The organism is Agromyces binzhouensis (assembly GCF_042672355.1).
GTDB classification, from domain to species: domain Bacteria; phylum Actinomycetota; class Actinomycetes; order Actinomycetales; family Microbacteriaceae; genus Agromyces; species Agromyces binzhouensis.
In genome coordinates, this window is record NZ_JBHXVJ010000009.1 from 43,600 (window position 1) to 64,355 (window position 20,756).

18 protein-coding genes and 1 tRNA gene are annotated in these 20,756 nt (G+C 71.8%); 7 read left to right on the top strand and 12 right to left on the bottom strand.

Annotated features, from left to right (window positions below; genetic code table 11):
- Position 1 precedes the first annotated feature (1 nt).
- Positions 2–988, top strand: a complete 987-nt coding sequence (locus ACFVHK_RS15280) for an AraC-like ligand-binding domain-containing protein (protein ID WP_376929573.1) — start codon at positions 2–4, stop codon at positions 986–988.
- A 13-nt stretch (positions 989–1,001) separates the two neighbouring features.
- Here the strand turns inward: ACFVHK_RS15280 and ACFVHK_RS15285 are convergent, their stop codons facing one another.
- From ACFVHK_RS15285 to ACFVHK_RS15305, 5 genes are all read right to left on the bottom strand, one after another.
- The gene (locus ACFVHK_RS15285) at positions 1,002–1,772 is read right to left on the bottom strand and encodes an alpha/beta fold hydrolase (protein ID WP_376929574.1); all 771 of its coding nucleotides are present in this window, start codon (positions 1,770–1,772) and stop codon (positions 1,002–1,004) included.
- A complete protein-coding gene (locus ACFVHK_RS15290) occupies positions 1,769–2,440 on the bottom strand; it encodes an isochorismatase family protein (RefSeq protein ID WP_376929575.1) in 672 nt (223 codons plus the stop codon). The genes ACFVHK_RS15285 and ACFVHK_RS15290 overlap by 4 nt, the downstream gene beginning before the upstream one ends.
- A 95-nt stretch (positions 2,441–2,535) precedes the next feature.
- Positions 2,536–4,077 carry a D-alanyl-D-alanine carboxypeptidase/D-alanyl-D-alanine-endopeptidase gene (locus ACFVHK_RS15295; RefSeq protein ID WP_376929576.1) on the bottom strand — a complete coding sequence of 514 codons (1,542 nt, stop codon included), beginning with the start codon at positions 4,075–4,077 and terminating at the stop codon, positions 2,536–2,538.
- 69 nt (positions 4,078–4,146) lie between these two features.
- Positions 4,147–5,322 carry a M20/M25/M40 family metallo-hydrolase gene (locus ACFVHK_RS15300; protein WP_376929577.1) on the bottom strand — a complete coding sequence of 392 codons (1,176 nt, stop codon included), beginning with the start codon at positions 5,320–5,322 and terminating at the stop codon, positions 4,147–4,149.
- A gap of 25 nt (positions 5,323–5,347) precedes the next feature.
- Positions 5,348–6,337 carry a Gfo/Idh/MocA family protein gene (locus tag ACFVHK_RS15305; RefSeq protein ID WP_376929578.1) on the bottom strand — a complete coding sequence of 330 codons (990 nt, stop codon included), beginning with the start codon at positions 6,335–6,337 and terminating at the stop codon, positions 5,348–5,350.
- A 105-nt stretch (positions 6,338–6,442) separates the two neighbouring features.
- On the opposite strand from ACFVHK_RS15305, the gene ACFVHK_RS15310 reads away from it, so the two are divergent.
- Both ACFVHK_RS15310 and ACFVHK_RS15315 read left to right on the top strand, forming a co-directional pair.
- Positions 6,443–7,258 carry an SGNH/GDSL hydrolase family protein gene (locus ACFVHK_RS15310; protein ID WP_376929579.1) on the top strand — a complete coding sequence of 272 codons (816 nt, stop codon included), beginning with the start codon at positions 6,443–6,445 and terminating at the stop codon, positions 7,256–7,258.
- 60 nt (positions 7,259–7,318) lie between these two features.
- Entirely contained in the window at positions 7,319–8,212 is an 894-nt protein-coding gene (locus ACFVHK_RS15315; RefSeq protein ID WP_376929580.1) for an SGNH/GDSL hydrolase family protein, read from the top strand.
- 129 nt (positions 8,213–8,341) lie between these two features.
- On the opposite strand, the gene ACFVHK_RS15320 is transcribed toward ACFVHK_RS15315, so the two are convergent.
- On the bottom strand, positions 8,342–9,073 hold the full coding sequence (locus ACFVHK_RS15320) for a hypothetical protein (RefSeq protein WP_376929581.1): 732 nt from the start codon (positions 9,071–9,073) through the stop codon (positions 8,342–8,344).
- A 171-nt stretch (positions 9,074–9,244) separates the two neighbouring features.
- Between ACFVHK_RS15320 and ACFVHK_RS15325 the strand changes: the two genes are divergently transcribed.
- The 3 genes from ACFVHK_RS15325 (at position 9,245) to ACFVHK_RS15335 (ending at position 12,642) form a co-directional block, all read left to right on the top strand.
- Entirely contained in the window at positions 9,245–10,396 is a 1,152-nt protein-coding gene (locus ACFVHK_RS15325; protein ID WP_376929582.1) for a sensor histidine kinase, read from the top strand.
- Positions 10,393–11,067: a response regulator gene (locus tag ACFVHK_RS15330; protein ID WP_376929583.1), complete on the top strand. Its 675-nt coding sequence runs from the start codon at positions 10,393–10,395 to the stop codon at positions 11,065–11,067. The genes ACFVHK_RS15325 and ACFVHK_RS15330 overlap by 4 nt, the downstream gene beginning before the upstream one ends.
- Positions 11,068–11,178: 111 nt before the next feature.
- Positions 11,179–12,642, top strand: a complete 1,464-nt coding sequence (locus tag ACFVHK_RS15335) for a hypothetical protein (protein ID WP_376929584.1) — start codon at positions 11,179–11,181, stop codon at positions 12,640–12,642.
- Positions 12,643–12,729: 87 nt separating this feature from the next.
- On the opposite strand, the gene ACFVHK_RS15340 is transcribed toward ACFVHK_RS15335, so the two are convergent.
- The 5 genes from ACFVHK_RS15340 to topA form a co-directional block, all read right to left on the bottom strand.
- A tRNA-Thr gene (locus ACFVHK_RS15340) sits at positions 12,730–12,805 on the bottom strand.
- Between the two features lie 88 nt (positions 12,806–12,893).
- On the bottom strand, positions 12,894–14,423 hold the full coding sequence (locus ACFVHK_RS15345; RefSeq protein ID WP_376929585.1) for an alpha/beta hydrolase: 1,530 nt from the start codon (positions 14,421–14,423) through the stop codon (positions 12,894–12,896).
- Entirely contained in the window at positions 14,420–15,595 is a 1,176-nt protein-coding gene (locus tag ACFVHK_RS15350; RefSeq protein WP_376929586.1) for a DNA polymerase III subunit delta', read from the bottom strand. The genes ACFVHK_RS15345 and ACFVHK_RS15350 overlap by 4 nt, the downstream gene beginning before the upstream one ends.
- Positions 15,596–15,687: 92 nt before the next feature.
- On the bottom strand, positions 15,688–16,308 hold the full coding sequence (gene tmk, locus ACFVHK_RS15355; protein ID WP_376929587.1) for a dTMP kinase: 621 nt from the start codon (positions 16,306–16,308) through the stop codon (positions 15,688–15,690).
- Positions 16,305–19,115: a type I DNA topoisomerase gene (topA, locus tag ACFVHK_RS15360; RefSeq protein ID WP_376929588.1), complete on the bottom strand. Its 2,811-nt coding sequence runs from the start codon at positions 19,113–19,115 to the stop codon at positions 16,305–16,307. The genes tmk and topA overlap by 4 nt, the downstream gene beginning before the upstream one ends.
- 197 nt (positions 19,116–19,312) lie before the next feature.
- Between topA and ACFVHK_RS15365 the strand changes: the two genes are divergently transcribed.
- A complete protein-coding gene (locus tag ACFVHK_RS15365) occupies positions 19,313–19,546 on the top strand; it encodes a hypothetical protein (RefSeq protein ID WP_154344670.1) in 234 nt (77 codons plus the stop codon).
- Positions 19,547–19,612: 66 nt separating this feature from the next.
- Here the strand turns inward: ACFVHK_RS15365 and ACFVHK_RS15370 are convergent, their stop codons facing one another.
- Positions 19,613–20,746 carry a bifunctional 2-methylcitrate synthase/citrate synthase gene (locus ACFVHK_RS15370; RefSeq protein ID WP_376929589.1) on the bottom strand — a complete coding sequence of 378 codons (1,134 nt, stop codon included), beginning with the start codon at positions 20,744–20,746 and terminating at the stop codon, positions 19,613–19,615.
- Between the last annotated feature and the right edge of the window lie 10 nt (positions 20,747–20,756).

A 20,756-nucleotide genomic window follows, 5' to 3' on the forward strand; every position in this document is an offset into this window, starting at 1 on the left:
CGTGCCCCACGGATCCTCCCCCTCCCCCGCGCCCGCCCACGACGCGCCGGCCGTCGACACGTCGACGCTGCCGCTCGACTTCACCGAGTTCAGCGCGCTCGCCTCACGGTCCTTCGTGCCGCTGCGCGTGCGATCGGACGATCCGGACGCCTTCCGCGGCGACATCCGCGCGTCCGTCGGCGACGACATCCACCTCTCCGTCGTCACGGCTGCGGGGCACGAGATCCACCGCACCCCCGAGCTCGTCGCACGGTCCGAGCATCGCTCGTTCAAGCTCGGCCTCCAGCTCTCCGGTACGGGCCTGCTCGTCCAGGGCTCCCGCGAGGCCGTGCTCCGGCCCGGCGACCTCACGATCTACGACACCGATTCCCCGTACACCCTCGTGTTCGAGGAGGCGTTCAGCACGCTCGTGCTCATGGTGCCGCACCGGATGCTCGAACTCCCCACCGAGGCCGTGCAGGGCATGACCGCCGCACGGATCCCGGGCGAGAACGGGCTCGGCCGCACCGTCGCGCGCTTCCTCGCCGGACTCGCCGACGACCTCGACCAACTCGACGGCCCCATCGGCGGCCGGCTCGCCCGCAACGCGGTCGACCTCGTGACGACGCTCTACGCGCGCGAGCTGGATGTCGCGCGCGACGCCGACCGGCCCCACCGGGCGATGCTCCGCGGCATCCAGGCCTGGCTCGAGGACCGGCTGGGCGACCCGGACCTCACGCCGGCGAAGATCGCCGCGGCGCACTTCATCTCGACGCGCCACCTGCACGCGATCTTCCACGAGGAGGGGCTCACGGTCTCCAGCTGGATCCGCTCGCGGCGGCTCGACCGGTGCCGTCGCGAGCTCCGGGACCCGCTGGCGGCGCACCGCCCGGTCGGCCAGGTCGCCGGCCGATGGGGCTTCTCGGACGCCGCCCACTTCAGCCGCGCGTTCCGCGCCGAGTTCGGCGAGCCGCCGACCGCCGTCCGCGCGCGCGCGACGGCCGCGTGATCCGGAGCTCCGGTCAGACGAGGAAGTCGATCGCCGCGTCCTTGAACGTGCGGGACGTCAGCGTCGACACGTGGTCGCGACCGCGGATCGTGACGAGGTCGCTGCCCCAGTCGAGCGCGAGCTGCTGGACGCCCACGGGAACCGGGTCCTCCTCGCCCGCGACGAACAGCACCGGGATGCCGCCGGGGATCGCGAGCGGGGCGCCCGAGACGCCCTCGATGCACGCCAGGAGCGCCTCGCGGTCGGCGCCGGCGCGGATCGCCGGGGCGAGGACCTGGGCGATCACGGGGTTGCGCGGTGGCGTGCCGTCGACGAGGTACCCGCGCGCATCCTCGACGTCCCACGTCGCGAAGAGCTCCGTCGGCCCCGCACCGCCCACCACGACGCGGCGCACGCGATCGGGCGCGAGCTCGCACAGGGCGGAGATGACCCGATTGCCCATCGAATAGCCGATGGCGTCGCAGCGCGCCGCACCCGCCGAGTCGAGCACCGCGAGGAGGTCTCCGCCGAGCCGATCCGGCGCATAGGCGTCCGCGTCGGCCGGCTTGTCGCTCGCACCGTGTCCGCGGAGGTCGGTCGTGATCACGCGGCGCCCGGACTCCACGAGCGAGCGCACCCATCCCGTGCCGTCCCACGTGACGGTCGAGTCCGACGCGAATCCGTGCACCAGCAGCACGGGCGGGCGACCCGATTCGGCATCGTCGCCGTACACGCGGTAGGCGATCAGGACGCCGTCGGGGCCCTCCGCGTGCAGGACCGGCGCCGAGGACGTCGGCCCGATCACGCGTCGCCCGCCTCGTCGTCGACAGCCGCGTCGGCGGTGTCCGCCGCATCGGAGTCATCCGCCCCGACGACCTCGCCCGGCGGCAGCTCCGACGAGTCGACGATCGCGGCACCCGCGTGACCGAGTTCGGCGATCGCCGCGGCGGACGACTCCAGCGCGACGCCCGCGACCAGGTCGCGGAGCACGCGCACGTGCCGCCCGTGCTCGATCGCATCGAGCGCGCTCGCGCGCACGCAGTAGTCGGTCGCGAGGCCCGCGACGTCGATGTCGGTGATGCCGTGCCGCTCGAGCACCTCGGTGATCGTCGCGCCCGAGTCATCCGTGCCCTCGAAGATCGAGTACGCCGGCACCCCCTGGCCCTTGCGGATGTGCACGTCGACGCCGCTCGTGTCGAGCGCGGGGTGGTACTCGGCGCCCGGCGTGCCGGCCATGCAGTGCTTCGGCCACGTCGTCACGAAGTCGGGCGCGGCATCCGTCGCGAAGTGCCCGCCGTTGTCGTCGTCGGCGTTGTGCCAGTCGCGGGAGGCGACGACGAGGTCGTAGCGCTCGCCGTGCTCGGCGAGGTACGCGGTGATGCCCGCCGCGACGGCCGCACCGCCGTCGACGCCGAGCGCGCCGCCCTCGGTGAAGTCGTTCTGCACGTCGATGATGAACAGGGCCCGACTCATGATCGGCTCCTTCGCTCCTCGGGTCTCGGGCGGGGGTTCCTCCGGCCGCCGCTTCCATTCTGTCGCGATTCACGGATGCCGCGGCAGGCCCTCGGTCACTCGTTCGAGAGTTCGTCGCCGCAGCGGTAGAGGCCAGTCGTGAGCGTGTCGATCGCCACCTTCGCGTCGGCCGTGATCTGCGAGACGTCGCCGAGCGCATAGATCGCGAAGGTCAGGGTCGTGCCGTCCTGAGCGTGGACGATGCCCCCGAGCGTGTAGCCCGTGTCGATCCAGCCCGTCTTCGCGAACACCGCGCCGTGCGCGGCGGCGTTGCCACCCGCGAACCGGTCGGCATACGACAGCGAGCCTCGCTGGCCGGCGATGGGGAGGCCGTCGCGGATCACGCCGAGGTTCCCTTCTCGCGCCTCGACCTTCGCGAACAGGCGGGTGAGGTAGGCGGGCGGCACGGCGTTGTCGGGCGAGAGTCCCGACCCGTCGATCACGCGGATGCCGCCGCGGGCGATGCCGTACGTCTCGAGCGCCTGTCGCACCGCGGGGTCGATGGCCGCGAACGTGTTCCCCGTCCCCACCGCGACCGCCACCTGCCGGGCGAGCATCTCCGCGACCGTGTTGTCGGAGACGACGAGCGACTTGTCGATGAGCTGCGCGACCGTGGGCGACCACACGCGGCCGAGTTCGGTCGCCCCGTCGGGCGCGGTGCCGCGTTCGATGACCGAGACGCCGCCGAGGACCGAGGCGAACGCGTCACCCGCCCGGCCGACCGCGTCGGCACCGCGCCGGGAGGTGTTCGCGTACGGGTCGTCGCGGTCGCCGTCGACCATCAGCGCCGTGATCTCGGGCATGTAGCCGAGTTCGCGCTCGGTCGGCGCCCAGCTCGCGTGCCAGGTCTCACCTCCGAAGTACGAGGAGTCGAGGATGAGCTTGGTGAGCGGCGGATTCGACGGGTCCGCGTCCCACGCGGCGCGCACCTGGCGGGCGAGGTCGTCGAGGTGCGCGGCGCCGGGGTAGACGGTCTCGTTCCCCGTCGCGGTCCTCGAGAGCGTCACGTCGCCACCCCCGACGAGCACCACCGAGCCCGGCTCGCTCCCCTTCACGACCGTCGTCGGGAACCGGTCGTCGGGTGAGAACACGGCGAGCGCGGCAGCGGCCGTCACGACCTTCATGACGCTCGCCGTCCGCGAGGCCGTGAGGCCGCCGCGATCGAAGAGCACCTCGCCGGTCTCGGCGTTCATGACCTGCGCCTGCAGGTTCGCCAGGCGCGGGTCGGCGGCGAGGCCGGCGACCGAGCAGGTGCGCACGCGCGCGACCGGTTCCGGGGTCGGGCTCGGCGTCGGGGTCGCAGTGGGCGTCGGCGTGGGCGTCGCGGTGGGAGTCGGGGTCGGCGACGGGGTCGAGGTCGCGGCACCGCCGGCCATGGTCGCCGCGACGGCGACGGTGGTCCCGAGCAGCCCGACGGCGACGACAGCGGCCATTGCCGCGAGCACGCGGTGCTCGCCGATCAGCGAGCGGATGCCTCGGCGCCGACCGGGCTGCGTCCCATCAGCCGCGCTGCGCGGCGATGCGGGCGCAGCGGGCTCGCCGGACGACCGGGCCTCCCCGGCCGGCGTCGCGCCCGCGTCATCCGTCTCGTCGCTCACCCGGGCATTGTACGGAGGCCGTCCGGACGCCTCCCGAGTGCCGGCCGTTCCCCCCGGATGTCGGGAGGGTCAGCGTCCGGGCGCCTCGGCGGGCGAGCGGCCGCAGAAGTCCTGGACGACCCGCGTGACGACCCCGGTCAGCGTGTCGAGCGACGCGATCGAGACCCACTCGACCTCGGCATGCGCGCCGCCGCCCGCCGGGCCGACGAGCACGACCGGGATGCCCGCCTCTGCGATGAGCCCGGCGTCGGTCCACCAGGGGTCGCCTCGCAGGGTCGCGGGAGTGCCCGTGGCCGCTTCGACCGCGTCGATCACCGAGCGGGCGATGGGCGAGTCGGCGGCGCTCTCCATCGCCGGGCGCACGACGAGCGGGACGACGCGAGCGGGCCGGGATGCGGCGAGCACGCGTTCGAGTTCCGCTCCCGGGTCGGGCTCTCCGGGAAGGGTGCGCCGCTCGACGACCAGCACGCAGCGATCGGCGACCGTCGCGGCATCCGAGCCGCCCTCGATGGTGGCCACTCGCACGCTCCCCGTCCCGAGCAGCGGATGCCGCGCCCGCGCGCCGAGCTCGGCGCCGAGCGCACGCAGCGCGACGAGACCGTCGAGCGCACGATCGATCGCGTCGACACCGAGGGCGGGCTGCGACCCGTGCGCCGCGACGCCGTCGTACTCGACGCGGTACCAGGCGAAGCCGCGATGGGCGAGCGTCACGCCGAGGTCGGTCGGCTCGAGCACCACCGCGCCGTCGGGACGACGACGCGACGGATCGGACGCCGCATCCGCGTCGATCGCCGCGAGGAGCTCCTCCATCCCGAGCGAGCCGAACTCCTCGTCGGCGGCGAACGCCAGGACGACGTCGCCCGCGAGGTCCTCGGGCGCCGTCGAGGCCGCGACCATCGCCGCGGCGAGCCCGCCGGCCATGTCGTACGCGCCGCGTCCCACGATGCGGTCCGCATCGACATCGGCAGCGGCATCCACCCCGTCACCGGTTCCCCCGACGGTGTCGAGGTGACCGGCGAGGAGCAGGGTCCGGCCGCCGCCGGTTCCGCGTCGCCGCGCGAGGATGCTCGGACGCGCGGGATCGGCGCCGACCGGCCGGACCTCGAAGCCTCGGTCTCCGAGCCAGGTCGCGACGGCCTCGGCGAGCTCCCGCTCGCCGGCCCCGTCGGCGACCAGCGACGGGTTCGCCGCGTCGATCGCGACGAGCCGCCGCGTCAGCGCGGCGACGTCACCCTCGGTGGACACGTCGTCCCGTGCAAGCCGGTGGAGGTCAGTCCTCGCCCGGGTACCGCAATCCGATCTCAGCGCGGATGCGGTCGAGCGTGCCCATGATGGCGACCGATTCCTCGGTCGGCAGGATGTCGCCGCCGTCGAGTCGGCCCTCGGCGACGAGCTGCTCGAGCGCTGCCGCCTGGTAGTGCATGCCGCGACCGTTCACGTCGGACGCGAACTCCTCCAGCACGGCGTCGTCGTGCCCGATCACGCGGAAGGTCGTGGGCGTGTACCAGACGCCGTCGATCTCGATGCGCGCCTCGGTGCCGAGCACGAGCGCGCGGTTCGGCCCGCGGGCGTCGCTTGCGGAGAACGTCGAGGCGATGCGCCCGTCGAGGTAGCCGAACTGCACGGCGACCTGCGCATCGACACCCGTCTCCTTGAAGATCGCGGTCGACTGGATGACTGCGGGCTCGCCGAAGAGGTCCCACGCGAACGAGACCGGGTAGATGCCGAGGTCGAGCAGTGCGCCGCCACCGAGCTCGGGCGCGTTGAGTCGGTGGGCGGGGTCGTCGGGGAGCTTCTGCGTGTGGTCCGCGACCATCGAACGGACCTCGCCGATCGTCCCCGCCGCGATGATCTCGCGGATCCGGACCATGTGAGGGAGGTACCGCGTCCACATCGCCTCGAGCACGAGCACGCCGCGCTCGCGCGCGGCATCGGCGACGACACGGGCCTCGGCCTCGTTGAGCGTGAACGGCTTCTCGACGAGGACATGCTTGCCCGCCTCGATGGCCGCGAGTGCCGAGGCGGCGTGCCACGGATGCGGCGTCGCGACGTAGATCGCGTCGACCTCCGGGTCGGCCAGGAGCGCGTCGTAGCTGCCGTGCGCGGTGCGGATGCCGTACTCGTCGGCGAAGCGCTGCGCAGACTCGGCCGATCGCGAGCCGACCGCCCGGACGTCGAAGCCGTTGGCGAGCAGGTCGGAGGTGAAGAGACGGGCGATGCCGCCCGTCGCGAGGATGCCCCATCGCAGTCGTGCCGTCATGGGCGAAAGCCTATCGGTGCGGAAGACGGCGATCCGGAGGGGGTCGTCCACGTGACACCTGTTCTGGGATATGCGGAAGCCGCACCTTCTCGCTAGGTTTCGGCCATGTCGGCACATTCGAACCGAAGGAGCCGCATCGTCGGCTCGATCGCCGGGGCCACCGTCGCCCTCGTCGCCGTGTTCCTCGGCGCCGCTCCAGCCGCCCTCGCCGCACCGCCCGAGCCCGTCAACAAGTACGTCTCGCTCGGCGATTCGTACGCCGCCGGGCAGGGTGCCGGGCTCCCGCTCGACGAATGCCTCCGATCCGACGCCGCCTACCCCGTACTCCTCGACGCCGTGCCGCGGACCAACCTGCTCCGCCAGGCCGCGTGCAGCGGTGCGACGATCTCGGATGTCGCGTCGACCCAGCTGTCGCAGGTCAACCGCGGCACGACCCTCGTGACGCTGACCGTCGGGGGCAACGACCTCGGCGTCGGCGAGATCTTCGAGATCTGCGCCCCCGCCCCGGAGTCATTCGCGTGCGCGACGGCCGTGGCCGAGGCCCAGCAGCTGCTGGCGTCGGGCGTCATCGGGCAGGAGCTCGGCGGCCTGCTGCTCGCGATCGCGGAGCGCGCACCGAACGCGCGCATCGTCGTGGCCGACTACCCGATCCCCTTCGTGAGCGGATTGAGCCCACTGACCGACACGGTGAACGCCGCGACCGGCGCACTCGACGCCCAGATCGGCACCGCTGCGGCCGCGGCCGCCGCGGCCGGGGCGAACGTCGAGTACACGAGCATGGCGTTCGCCTACTTCGGCCACCAGGTCGGCGATGCGGACCCGTGGCTCGGCGCCGATCAGTTCGAGCCGCTGACCTTCCTCCATCCGACGGCGGTCGGGCAGGCCGTCTACCGCGACGCGATCCTCGCGACCCTCGGCTGAGGCGCGGACGCCGTGTTCACCTCAGTCGCCTCGCCGCGCCGGCGATCTCGGGACCGGGTCATGTCGACCGTCGAATCCATCGCACCCGTGCGCCCGCATTCGGACCACCGGCCCATCGCCCTGCTCGCCGCCGCGCTCCTGGCAGCAGTCGCGATGGTGCTCGGCGCCGCCGTCGCGGGGCCGGCGGATGCCGCGTCAGCCGCCGTCGCGACGGGCAAGCCGGACAAGCCGGGGAAGCCCGGCGGCGGGGGCGGCACGACCGAACTCACGTACTCCGCGCTCGGTGACTCCTTCGCGTCGGGCACCGGCGCCGAGAACTACATCGACTCCACCAGTTGCGACCGCAGCAGCCTGAGTTACCCCAAGGTACTCGACGCGGACGCGACTGCGAACGTGAAGCTCGCGGCGTTCCCCGCCTGTTCGGGCGCCTCCACCGGGGATGTCATCAACTCCCAGGTGAAGGCGATCCCGAGAGGGACGACCCGCGTGACGCTCACCGTCGGCGGGAACGACCTCGGCTTCTCGGACGTCATGACGTGGTGCTTCGTGATCGTCTGGCAGAGCCGGTGCAACTCGTACCTCAACACTGCTGAGTCGCTGATCTCCACGGGGACGCTCGGGGCGAGAATCACCTCGACCGTGAACGCGATCACGGCGAAGGTCCCGAAGGCCAAGATCATCGTCACCGGTTATCCGCTGCTGTTCGACCCGGCATCCGGGTACGCCAACGCCGCACGCGTGAACACCGACACCGAGGCGTTGAACGCCGCGCTCAAGGCGGCCGCGGAGGGCGCCGGTGCGGTCTTCGTCGACGTGGCCGGGCCCTTCACCGGCCATGGGATCGGCAGCGGAGCACCTTGGATCAACGGCTTCAGCGACACATCCATCGCCGCTCACCCGAACCAGGCCGGCAACCTCGCCTACGCGGAGGCCATCCGATCCGCTCTCGGCTGAAACGTGCGCCGGCATACCGCGAGCCGGCGGCGAGCTCTCGTGGCCCACGGTCCGGAAGCCGAAGGCCCCTCCGCCGGAGGGGCCTTCGCCGTGGTCTTTGGTGAGCGGCCGGTTCACCCCGGCCTTCGGTCAGGCCGACGCGGCGGTCTCGACCGACGACGGCGTTCCGCGCTCGGGGACCTCAGCCTCGAGCACCGTCGTCCACGCGCCCGACCCGCCACGAAGCACGGCGACCGCGGCGCCCGTGAACGCGATGACGCCGAGCACGAGCGACGTGTACGTGACCCACGCCCCCGAGAGGAAGTTCGGCAGCACGAACTCCACGACCACCCATGCGAGCAGCACGATCGCCACCCAGCGTGGCGCGACCGCGGAGCGGAGCAGCGCGACCGCGACGAGGATCACGCCGAGCACGGTGCCGGCGAGCCCGGCGAGCAGGTACGGCACGAAGTCGCCGCCCTGCGTCGCACCGAACGCCGCCTGCGCCGCGTCGAGATCACCTGACTCGGCGGCGTAGCGCGCCACGCCGAGCGTGACGAGGTTCGCGCCGCCATAGGCGGCGTGACCGAACGCGCCGAGGCCGCTGAACACCGCGCCGAGCGAGCCGAGCACCGGCGATCGGTGGCTCTCGGCGTGGGCGAGTCCGACCAGGCCGATCGCCCAGAACACCTGCGACCACAGGAAGAGCTGCAGTCCGATCGCGGCGGACGCCGAGCCGGCCAGCATCTCGACGTACCGGCTCGGGTCGTCGGGGAACTCGGGCTGAAGCAGCATCCCCACTGCAGCGAGGGCGATCGCGGCGACGAGCGATCCGGCGACGAGCAGCCGGCGGACGGACGGAAGTGCACGGGACGTGGACATGGACGGTTCCCTTCGGTTGGGCCACGGCCACCCCGCGGCGTCGGCACGAAGCTACGGGCGCGGGCGCGTCGAGGTCATCGGCCGCGGGAACCGTCCCGATCAACCGAAGTCGACTCGCCGATCATCCCGAGGTGATTCCGTCGGCGGGCCGCCGCCCGCTAGCCTGCGGTCGTGGACCGCCGCACGCGCTGGCATCTCGCCCAGGACGTCGCCGTCGCCGTCATGATCGCGGCGATCGGCCTCGCCGAGGTGTGGGTGCCGTTCGAGTCCGTGCAGGGCACCGGTTCGCCGCTGGTGAGCACGGCCGCCATCCTCGTCTGCGCGGTCCTGCTCGCGATGCGTCGCATCGTCCCACTGGCCTTGGTCGGCGTCCCCCTCACGTGGGTCGCGTGCTTCGTCGCGACCGCCGGCGACACCCAGGTGCTCTTCTTCGGCGGATTCCTCCCCCTGGCCCTGACCCTCTACACCGGTGCCCGCCACGGCAGCCTCCGGACGTCGGCGGCCGTCTGCGGCTCGGTGTTCGCGGCCGTGATCCTCGCCGACTTCTTCGTTCCCGAGTTGCAGGGGCCGAGCGAGGTCCTCTTCCACTGGGGCGTGCTCCTCACGATCTTCCTCATCGGCATCGGCATGCGCGTCTCCGAGCGGCGCGCCGTGGATGCCGCGGTCCGCGCGAGCATCGCGGAGACCGAGGCGCGCGAGGCGGCACTCCGCGCGGTCGCCGACGAACGCGCGCGGATCGCCCGCGAGCTGCACGACATCCTGGGCCACTCGGTGAGCGTCATGGTGGTTCAGGCCGGAGCCGCAGCCGAGGTCGTCGACGTCGACGCGGGCGCGGCCCGTCGCGCCCTGGAGGCGATCCGGACGACGGGCACCGATGCACTGGCCGAGGTGCGCCGGATCGTCGAGCTGCTGCGCGAAGCCGACCACGACTCGCTGTCGCCGCAGCCCGGCATCGCTCGCATCCCCGAGCTCATCGAGCAGGCGCGCGGCACCGGACTCGCCGTGGAGTTCCGGGCCGACGACACCAGCGATCTGTCGGCCGGGCGGCAGCTCGCCGTCTACCGCGTCGTCCAGGAGGCGCTCACGAACGTCCGCCGTCATTCGGGGGCCGCGTCGGCCACGGTCGCGATCGATCGCGCCGCAGATCGCGTCGACGTGACGGTGACCGACGACGGTGGCGACGCGGAGCCCGTCGGTGCCCCCGGGCACGGGCTCGTCGGCATGCGCGAGCGCGTGACGCTCTACGGCGGCACGCTCGAGGCGGGTCCGGGACCGAGCGGATGGCGCGTCCACGCGTCGCTTCCGACCGGGGCGGGATCGTGACCGACTCGGGCGCGATCCGGGTCCTGCTCGTCGACGACCAGGAACTCGTCCGCGTCGGATTCCGGCTCATCCTCGAGCGCGCCGGGCTCGAGGTCGTCGGCGAGGCGGGCGACGGCGCCGCCGGCGTGGCCGCGGCCGACGACCTCGACCCCGACGTCGTGCTCATGGACATCCGGATGCCCGTGATGGACGGGATCGAGGCCACGCGTCGCATCCTCGCGGCCGACGCCTCCCGCCGGGTGCTCGCGCTCACGACCTTCGACCTCGACGACGTCGTCTTCGCTGCGGTGCGCGCGGGAGCATCCGGATTCCTGTTGAAGGACGTGCCCCCCGCCGACCTCGTCCATGCGGTCCGCGTGGTCTCCCGCGGCGACGCGATGCTCGCGCCGGCCGTGACGGCGCGACTGCTCGAGCGGTTCGCCGCGGCCCCCTCGCCCGATACCGGTCTGCCTGCTGGTCTCGACCCGACCGATCGGGAGATCGAGATCATCCGCCTCGTCGCACGCGGTCGCTCGAACGCGGAGATCGGCGCGGCGCTCTTCCTCAGCGAGTCCACGGTGAAGACGTACGTGTCGCGCCTGCTCGCCAAGCTCGGCGCGCACGACCGCGTGCAGATCGCGATCCTGGCATACGAATCAGGGCTCGTGCGGCCCGGCGAGCGCACGGCCTGAACGCGCGGTCGCCGGCCGATGACGCCGACCGTCGCAGGTTCCCGAAATCGATCGCGAGAGGTAGGATGGTGCTACTCGTGATAGCGCCATAACCGTCGAGGAGGCGCGCACATGTCCATCTCGTCCCCGCCCCGCACACCGGACGTCTCATCGCAGCGCGGCGACGCCGATCCGCCGCCGATCGAGCTCGAACCCGATTCCCGCCCGAGCGCGGCCGGATCCTCGGCGCCGAGAAGCGTGCGAGCACTGATCGAGGAGGCGTGGCGCCGCGCGGGACGGCGTCGGACCCTCATCGTGGCGGCGCTGATCGCCGCCTCCGCCGGCGTCATCGTGCTCGTGCTCGGACTCAGCCGTCCGACCGACCTCTCCACCGGCGTCGTCGACCGCACCATCGGCCTGAGCGGTCCGCCGGCCGCGGCGACGTCGACGACCGGGGAGAACGGAGCCCTGGCCACCGTGGGCACGTCGGCAGCGGGGGCGCCCAGCGACATCTACCTCCTCGCATCCGGCAGCGCCGTGCCGACTCGACTGACCTCGACGTCGACGCTGGACGAGTACGCGCCGTCGTGGTCGCCCGACGGCGCCCTGCTCGCGTTCATCCGCTCGGACCCGCCGGACGGCGAGCAGGCGAAGAGCGCGATCAGGTCGCTCGGGTTCGCACAGGCCGCGGCGTGCGTCGACGTCTGCGACCTGGTCGTCGTGGACGGCGCGACCGGGGAATCGATCCTCACGTTGGGCATCGGTCACGCGTTCTCGCGCGATCAGGGCGGCTTCGACCGTTCGATGGTGCCCTCATCGATCGAATGGGCGCCGAACGGGACCACGCTCATCGTCGACCGGCGTTCCTGCGGGATCGGCGGATGCGGCGGCCACGACGGCGTCGGATCGGTGCTCGTCGACCTGACGACCGCTCGCGCTTCGGAGGTCTCGCCCGAGATCTCGGTTCTGGGATGGTCGCCCGACGGACGCTGGCTCGCAGTAGCCGAAGAGCGCGGCGTGTACGGCCACTCTGTAGTGGCGGTGCCGACCGGCGCCTTGGATGAGTCGGCCCTCGCCGATCCGCCGGAGCGTGACGGATGGATCGTGCTCTCCGACACCCTGTCGTGGGCGAACGACGTCGGCTGGGCGGCGGACTCCTCGGCCGTCTTCCTCAACGAGGGCCGGATCTTCGGGCCCGGTTCCGGCGAGCAGTGGCGGCCCGCCACGATCGACGCGGTCACGGTTCCGGACGGGATCCGGCACACGGTCATCGCCGACGGGGCAGGCCCATTGGTCTCGCCCGACGGTCGGCACCTCGCGTACCACACCGACTACGAACTCGACGGGGACGACCGGATCCTGACCGACATCTGGGTCGCCGACATCGACGGCGACGGCGCCGTCAAGATCGCCGAGAACGCCACCGCGGACGCCTGGTCACCGGACGGCCAACTGCTCGTCGCCCACGACGACCGAAGCTGGTTCACCATCGCATCGGACGGCACCGGCCGGACCGATCTGACGGTCAGGGCCACCGGAGACGGGGTGCCATGGGGGCCGACCGCATCGTGGCAGGGCCTCCCGGCCACCGAGTGACGGAACGTCGCCGACTCGACGGGGAACGAGGTGCGCGAGGCCGACGAAGACGCCGAAAGCCCCCTCCTTTGGAGGGGGCTTTCCGAGTGGAGCCGCCTGGGGGAATCGAACCCCCGACCTATTCATTACGAGTGAATCGCTCTGCCGACTGAGCTAAGGCGGCGTGGCATCCGTTGCGAATCACACCGAACGGCACGAGAGACCATGTTAGCGGGTTTTCGGCAGGCTCATGACCACTCCACGCACCCGGGTCAGCAGCGCGGGTCGGCGGCGGGCACGGTGCCGTCGACGAGGAAGTCCTCGACGGTCTCGTCGATGCACGCGTTCGACTTGCGGTAGGCCGTGTGGCCCTCGCCGTCGTAGCTGACGAGGAACCCGGAGTCGAGCTGCGCAGCGAGCGCCTCCGCCCACTGGTAGGGCGTCGCCGGGTCGCCGGTGGTGCCGATGACCATGATCGGGGCTGCCCCCTCGGCCGTGATCGCGGTCCGCTCGGCCTCGCTCTGGACCGGCCACTGCGCGCACCCGATGTCGCCGTACCCGAAGTACGGACCGATGATCGGTGCGGCCTCGGCGAGCTCGGCCGCGCCGGCGCGCATCTTCGCCGGATCGTCGTCGTAGGCGTAGTCGAGGCAGTTGATGGCCCGGAACGCCTCGGTCGAGTTGTCGCGGTATGTGCCGTCCTGCTCGCGTCCGTTGTAGAGGTCGGCGAACGCAAGCGCGATGTCGGCTTCGCCGAACATCACCGACTCGAACATGTCGCTGAGGTAGGGCCAGCTCTCGGCGCTGTACAGGGGGTAGATGATCGCGGTCACGAGCGCGTCGGCCCCGAGCATCCGGCCATCGCTCCCGCGCAGCGGGCTCGCCTCGACCGAGGCGAGCAGGCGCGCCACCTCGTCTGCGGCGTCGTCCACCGATCCGGAGAACGGGCACTCCGTGCCGGACAGGCATTCGTCGAGATACGCGCGCAGCGCGTCCTCGAACCCGACCGACTGGGCGATGTTGACCTCCTGGTTGCTCGCCGTCGGGTCGATCGCGCCGTCGAGCACGAGGCGGCCCGTCTTCTCGGGGTAGAGCCCGGCATAGGTCGCGCCGAGGAACGTGCCGTACGAGTACCCGAGGTAGTTCAGGCGCTCATCGCCGAGGATCGCGCGGAGGAGGTCGAGGTCGCGCGCCGCGCTCACGGTGTCGACGTTGGCGAGCAGTTCTCCGGTCTCGTCGGAGCACGCCTGCCCGAACGCGCGGTTCGCCTCGGTGACGTCGGCGATCCACTCGTCGCTGCCGCGCTCGGCGGGAACGATGCCGTAGAGGAAGTCGTCCATCTGCGCGGCGTCGAAGCACGTCACCGCGGTCGACCGGCCGACGCCGCGCGGGTCGAAGCCCACCACGTCGTACCGCTCCAGCAACCGCGGCCCCACCGCGTAGTCGACGGAGTCGGCGATGAACTCGTACCCCGAACCTCCGGGCCCGCCCGGGTTCACCAGCAGCGAGCCGATCTTCTGCCCGCTCGCCGGGCGGCGCACGAGCGCCAGCTCGATCTCGCCCGCGCCCGGGTCGCTCCAGTCGAGGGGTGCGGTGGCGGTCGCGCAGAGCTTGTCGTCGCAGCGCTCCCACTCGAGCACCTGCGAGTAGAACGGCTCGAGCTCGGCCGAGACGCGCTCGCCGGTCGGCTCGGACCGCTCCGTCCCGCCGCCCAGGAAGGACGGGAGGCTGCACCCCCCGAGCAGCAGCACCGACGCCACCACGACGGCCGACGCGGAGACGAGGCGGCCGCGCACGCTCACGAGCGCACCCCGCTAGCCGGCTCCGGTCGACGGATCGCCGAGACGAGCATCGCCTCGAGGGCGAGCGTGGGCTGGACGTTGGCGTCGATGCGGATGCGGGCCTCCTGGATGGCGTCGAGCGTCGCGAGCGTCTGCGCCGGGGTCGCGGATGCCGCGGCGCGGTCGACGTCGGCGGCGATGTCGAGGTTGACGAGGTCGACCTCCGCGCCGAGCTGCGTGACGAGGATGTCGCGGAACAGCGATGCGAGGTCGACGAGGATCCGGTCGATCCCGTCGCGCAGGCTCCGGGTCGCACGTCGCTTCTGGTCCTCCTCGAGCGCGCGGAGTTGCGAGCGGAGGGCGGCCGGAACGGCCTGGCCGGGCGCGACGCCGAGCGAACGGAGGGTGTGCTCGCGCTCCTCGGCGTCGCGGAGCTCGGTGATGGCCTTCGCGTCGTCGCCCGCGATCTCGATCAGGCGCGCCGCGGTGAGCACGGCGCCGGGCGTCGATCGGACCTGCAGCGCGAGCCGGAGGGTCTCGTCGCGGCGGTCGCGCGCCTCGGCGCTCGTGGCGAGCCGATGCGCCATGCCGATGTGGCTCTGCGCCTCGCGCGCCGCGCGCTCGGCGACGCCGCGATCGACGCCGTCCCTGCGGACGAGGAGGTCGGCGACCGCGGCGATGCCGGGCACCTGCAGTCGCACCGATCGCACGCGGGAGCGGATCGTGGGGATGAGGTCGGCTTCGCTCGGCGCGCAGAGGATCCAGACCGTGCGGTCGGGCGGCTCCTCCAATTCCTTCAGGAGCACGTTCGAGGTCTGCTCGGTCATGCGGTCGGCGTCTTCGACGACGATGACGCGGTGGTGGCCGACGGACGGCGCGTAGTGCGACCGCTCGACGATCTTGCGCACGTCGGCGACCTTGATGATCACGCCCTCGGTCGCGAGCACGTGCAGGTCGGGATGGCTGCGCGCGATGACCTGTGCGCGGGTGGTCCGATCGCCGTCCGGGCTGCCGGAGAGGAGCGCCTCGGCGAACGCGTAGGCGAGATTCGAGCGCCCGGAACCGGGCGGACCGGTGATCAACCACGAGTGGGTCATGTCTGCGCCCGCCCGTGAGTCGGCCGCGGCCGCGGCCGCAGTGCGCAGCACGGCGATCGCGGCATCCTGACCCGTCAGGTCGCTCCACACGGTCACGATTCCACGCTACCTTCGGCCGACGACAGCGGCGGCGCCAGGGCGGGTGCCTCGAGCGGAAGGCGCTGCCGTCGTGGAGCGGACTCCGACGCTCACGCGAGCCCCTCGACGCGTGCGCGGATCAGGGAGTGGATCTCGTCGACGGGGCGGGTCGCGTCGACGACGAGGAAGCGGTCGGGCTCGGCCTCGGCGAGGGCGAGGTAGGCCTCCCGCACACGGGCGTGGAACTCCCCCGCCTCGGCTTCGAGGCGGTCGTAGCGCGTCCGCGCACCGTCGAGACGCCGACGGGCGACGTCGGACGGCAGGTCGAGGAGGACCGTGAGGTCGGGCGCGAGGCCCTCGGTCGCCCACTCGGAGATGGAGCGGACCTCGGCGGCGTCGAGCACACGGCCGGCACCCTGGTAGGCGACCGAGGAGTCGATGTAGCGATCCTGCACGACGACCTCGCCGCGCGCGAGCGCGGGTCGCACGACCGTGGCGACGTGGTGGGCCCGGTCGGCCGCGTAGAGGAGCGCCTCGGCGCGCGGCGCGATGTCGCCGCGATGGTGCAGCACGATCTCGCGCACCTCGACCCCGACCTCGGTCCCGCCCGGTTCGCGCGTGCGCACGACGGTGCGGCCCTCGGCCGTCAACCACTGCTCGAGCAGTTCCGCCTGGGTGGTCTTGCCCGAACCGTCGCCGCCCTCGAGGGTGAGGAACAGCCCGCGGCTCACGAGCTCTTCTTCGCCGTACGGGTGGTCGTGCGCTTGGCGGGTGCCTTCTTGGCACCGGACTTCGCTGCGGTCGAGCGTGTGCCGCGTGCCGGTGCCGGACCCTTGTCGCGCTTGATCTGGAGGAGCTCGACCGCTCGCTCGAACGTGATGTCCTCCACGGACTCGGCGCGCGGGATCGTGGCGTTCGTCGTGCCGTCGGTCACGTACGGACCGAAGCGGCCGTCCTTCACTTTGATCGGCTTGCCGCTCACCGGGTCCTCCGCGAACTCCTTCAGCGCGCTCGACGCGCGTCGCGCGCCGTACTTCGGCTGCGCGAAGAGCTCCTGGGCTCCGGCCAGGTCGATGTCGAAGATCGCGTCCTCGCTCGGGAGCGTGCGCGTGTCGGTGCCCTTCTTGAGGTAGGGACCGTACCGGCCGTTCTGCGCGGTGATCTCGTCACCCGACTCGGGGTCGAGACCGACCACCCGCGGCAGGTCGAGCAGCTGCAGCGCGGTCGCGAGGTCGACCTCCTCGATCTGCATGCTCTTGAACAGCGAGGCGGTCCGCGGCTTGGGCGCCGCGGCCTTCTTGGTGCCGCGCTTGGCCGCCTTCACCGGCTGGCCCTGCGCCTCGGCGACTTCGCCGGTCGCCGGGTCGACGGATGCCTCGGCCGTCTCTGGCTCGGGCTCGAGCTCGGTCACGTAGGGTCCGAACCGGCCGTCCTTCACGACGATCTGCTTGCCGTTGTCGGGATTGACGCCGAGCACGCGGTCGGTCTGCACCGGCGCTTCGATGAGTTCGCGCGCCTTCTCGGCCGTGAGCTCGTCGGGGGCGAGGCCCTCGGGCAGGTTCACGCGGCGCGGCGGCGCGTCTGCGGCGGCCTCGGGGTCGACGGTCTCGAGGTACGGGCCGTACCGGCCGATGCGGAGCGTCAGGCCGGGCCCGATCACGATCGAGTTGATCTCTCGCGCGTCGATGTCGCCGAGGTTGTCGACGACCTGGCGAAGGCCCGTGTGCCGGTCGCTGCCGAAGTAGAACTCGTTCAGCCAGTCGACGCGGTCGGCCTCTCCGGACGCGATGCGGTCGAGGTCGTCCTCCATCTCGGCCGTGAAGTCGTACTGGACGAGGTCGCCGAAGTGCTCCTCGAGCAGGCGCACGACCGAGAACGCGACCCAGCTCGGCACCAGCGCCTGCCCGCGCTGCGTCACGTAGCCGCGGTCGATGATGGTGGAGATGATCGACGCGAACGTCGAGGGTCGGCCGATGCCGAGTTCCTCGAGTCGCTTCACGAGGCTCGCCTCGGTGTAGCGGGGCGGCGGGCTCGTCTCGTGGCCCTTGGCCTGGAGCTCGGCGAGGCCGACGGCCTCGCCCTCGGCGAGCTGCGGGAGCTTCGCCTCGCCGGGCGCGTCGTCGGCGTTGCGCTCCTCGTCGCGGCTCTCCTCGTACGCGGCGAGGAAGCCGCGGAACGTGATCACGGTGCCGCTCGCGGTGAACTCGGCGGTCGTGCCGGCGACGGCGGCCGTGGGCGACTCGGGCTCCGCGGCATCGGTCGCCGTCGGCCCGACCTCGATCGTGACGGTCGCGGTCTGCCCCTTGGCGTCGGCCATCTGGGAGGCGACGGTCCGCTTCCAGATGAGGTCGTACAGCTTGAACTCGCTGCCGCGGAGGACGCTCTGCAGCTCGGAGGGCGTGCGGAAGACCTCGCCGGACGGCCGGATCGCCTCGTGCGCCTCCTGCGCGTTCTTCGACTTGCCGGCGTAGGCGCGGGGCTTGTCGGGCACGCTGTCGGCGCCGTACAGCTTCACTGCCTGCGTGCGCGCGGCTTGGATCGCCTGCTGCGACAGCGACACCGAGTCGGTGCGCATATAGGTGATGTAGCCGTTCTCGTAGAGCGACTGCGCGACGCGCATCGTGTCGCGCGCCGAGAGCCGGAGCTTCCGCGCCGACTCCTGCTGCAGCGTGGAGGTCGTGAACGGTGCGGCGGGGCGCCGCGAGTACGGCTTCGACTCGACGCGGCTCACGCGGCGCGCCACGGTGTCGTCGCGCAGCGCGGCGGTCAGCGACTGCGCGGTGGCCTCGTCGAGCACGACGGCCTTGCCGGTCAGTCGGCCGGAGTCGTCGAAGTCGCGACCGGTCGCGATGCGCTCCCCGCCGACGCGGACGAGCCTGGCTTCGAACGACGAGGACTCCTTGGTGAAGCGGCCGATCAGGTCCCAGTACGAGGCGGCCACGAATGCGAGGCGCTCGCGCTCGCGGTCGACGACGAGTCGCGTCGCGGCCGACTGCACACGGCCGGCCGACAGCCCGGGCCCGACCTTGCGCCAGAGCACCGGCGAGACCTCGTAGCCGTAGAGGCGGTCGAGGATGCGTCGGGTCTCCTGCGCGTCGACGAGTGCGGTGTCGAGCTCGCGTGTCTCGTCCTTGGCCTTGAGGATCGCGTCCTTCGTGATCTCGTGGAAGACCATGCGCCGCACGGGCACCTTGGGCTTGAGCTCCTGCAGGAGGTGCCACGCGATGGCCTCGCCCTCGCGGTCCTCATCGGTGGCGAGCAGGAGTTCGTCGGCGCCCTTCAGTGCGCGCTTGAGTTCGGCGACCGTCTTCTTCTTCGCGTCCGAGACGACGTAGTAGGGCTCGAAGCCGTTCTCGACGTCGACGGAGAACTTGCCGAGCGAGCCCTTCTTCAGCTCGGGAGGCAGGTTCTTGGGCTCGATGAGGTCGCGGATGTGGCCGACCGACGAGAGCACCTCGTAGCCGTCGCCGAGGTACTGGGCGATCGACTTCATCTTGGTCGGCGACTCCACGATCACGAGTTTCTTCGCGCCAGACACCGGACTCCTCTTGCTCATGGACGGAAACGAGGGACGCACATCATCGCCGCGCCCCCGAGCGGTGTGCCATCGGCCGGCGGATGACGCCGACATGGCACACCATACACATATCGACCGTGAGGAAGCCCTCCGTGGCGCGTTGCGACGCGGGGAGGAAAGTCCCTTGCGGCCGTGGAGGACAGGTGGAGAATGGCGCCATGGACACGTCATCCGGCACCTACACCGCCAAGCTGATCGACGGACCACTCGAGGGGAAGACGGTCTCGACCGGCTTCCTCGACACCGGCGATCCGCAGCCGAGGATCAGCTTCCCCGGCGACGGCGGAAAGCACTACGTCTACTCCCGCGGCGCGGGACTGGAGTTCGACGCGCCGGGCGACGATCGCCCCTCGGCCGTCGAGTACCGCTTCATCGAGACCGTCTTCGACTGAAGCGGATGCCTGAGGCGTGACGCACCCCGGAGGTGCGCCACGCCTCGGGCGCGCGAGCCGACCCGGCTACACGTGGCGCTCGTCGACGCCGTCGTAGTGCGACAGCGGGCGGATGAGCGCGTTCGAGGCGGCCTGCTCCATGATGTGCGCCGTCCACCCGGTGACCCGCGAGGCGACGAACAGCGGCGTGAAGGTCTCGGTGTCGAACCCCATGAGGTGGTAGGCCGGACCCGACGGGTAGTCCAGGTTCGGGTGGATGCCCTTGCGCTCCACGAACTCGCCGGAGAGGGCGTCGTACAGCTCGGCGAGGTCAGGCCGTTCGTAGTGTGCGACGAGCGTGTCGAGCGAGGACTCCATCGTCGGCACGCGCGAGTCGCCGTTCTTGTAGACGCGGTGGCCGAACCCCATGATCTTGCGCTTCTCCGCGAGTGCTGCATCCAGCCACGGCACGACGTTCTCGGCATCCCCGATCTCGTCGAAGATGCGCATGACCGCCTCGTTCGCCCCGCCGTGGAGCGGGCCCTTGAGTGCGCCGATCGCACCCGTGACCGCGGAGTACAGGTCGGAGAGCGTCGAGGTGATGACTCGCGCGGTGAAGGTCGACGCGTTGAACGAGTGCTCGGCGTACAGGATCATCGACACGTCGAACGCATCGACGACGACCTGGTCGGGCACCTCGCCGAACGACATGTGGAGGAAGTTCGCCGAGTAGTCGAGGTCGCCGCGCGGCGGCACGGGCTCCTGGCCTCGACGGCGACGCTGGTCGTACGCCACGATCGCGGGCAGCGCCGCGAACAGCGCCGTCGACTTGGCGAGGTTCGCCTCGCGGCTCGCGTCGTCCGTCGCCGGATCGGAGGCCCCGATCACGCTGACGGCCGTTCGCACGACGTCCATCGGGTGCGCCGACATCGGCAGCAGGTCGATCGCCGCCTTCACGTTCGGCTGCAGGGCGCGCCCCGCGCGCTCGGTGGCGCGGAACTCCGCGAGCTGGGCGGCGTCCGGCAGCTCGCCGTGCCAGAGCAGGTACGCGACCTCCTCGAAGCGCCTGGTCGCTGCGAGCTCCTGCACGGGGTATCCGCGGTAGAGCAGCGAGTTCGTCTCGGGGTTCACCTTCGAGATCGCGGTCGTGTCGACCACGACGCCCGCGAGTCCCTTGCGGATCTCGGGTGCGGGCGCAGGCGCAGTGATGGTGTCCGTCATGCCGTGCTCC

Excerpts from the sequence above, each read along its gene's own strand:
- ACFVHK_RS15290 (WP_376929575.1), bottom strand. The coding sequence starts at position 2,440 with ATGAGTCGGGCCCTGTTCATCATCGACGTGCAGAACGACTTCACCGAG.
- ACFVHK_RS15305 (WP_376929578.1), bottom strand. The coding sequence starts at position 6,337 with ATGACGGCACGACTGCGATGGGGCATCCTCGCGACGGGCGGCATCGCC.
- ACFVHK_RS15310 (WP_376929579.1), top strand. The coding sequence starts at position 6,443 with ATGTCGGCACATTCGAACCGAAGGAGCCGCATCGTCGGCTCGATCGCC.
- ACFVHK_RS15315 (WP_376929580.1), top strand. The coding sequence starts at position 7,319 with ATGTCGACCGTCGAATCCATCGCACCCGTGCGCCCGCATTCGGACCAC.
- ACFVHK_RS15320 (WP_376929581.1), bottom strand. The coding sequence starts at position 9,073 with ATGTCCACGTCCCGTGCACTTCCGTCCGTCCGCCGGCTGCTCGTCGCC.
- ACFVHK_RS15335 (WP_376929584.1), top strand. The coding sequence starts at position 11,179 with ATGTCCATCTCGTCCCCGCCCCGCACACCGGACGTCTCATCGCAGCGC.
- ACFVHK_RS15365 (WP_154344670.1), top strand. The coding sequence starts at position 19,313 with ATGGACACGTCATCCGGCACCTACACCGCCAAGCTGATCGACGGACCA.
- ACFVHK_RS15370 (WP_376929589.1), bottom strand. The coding sequence starts at position 20,746 with ATGACGGACACCATCACTGCGCCTGCGCCCGCACCCGAGATCCGCAAG.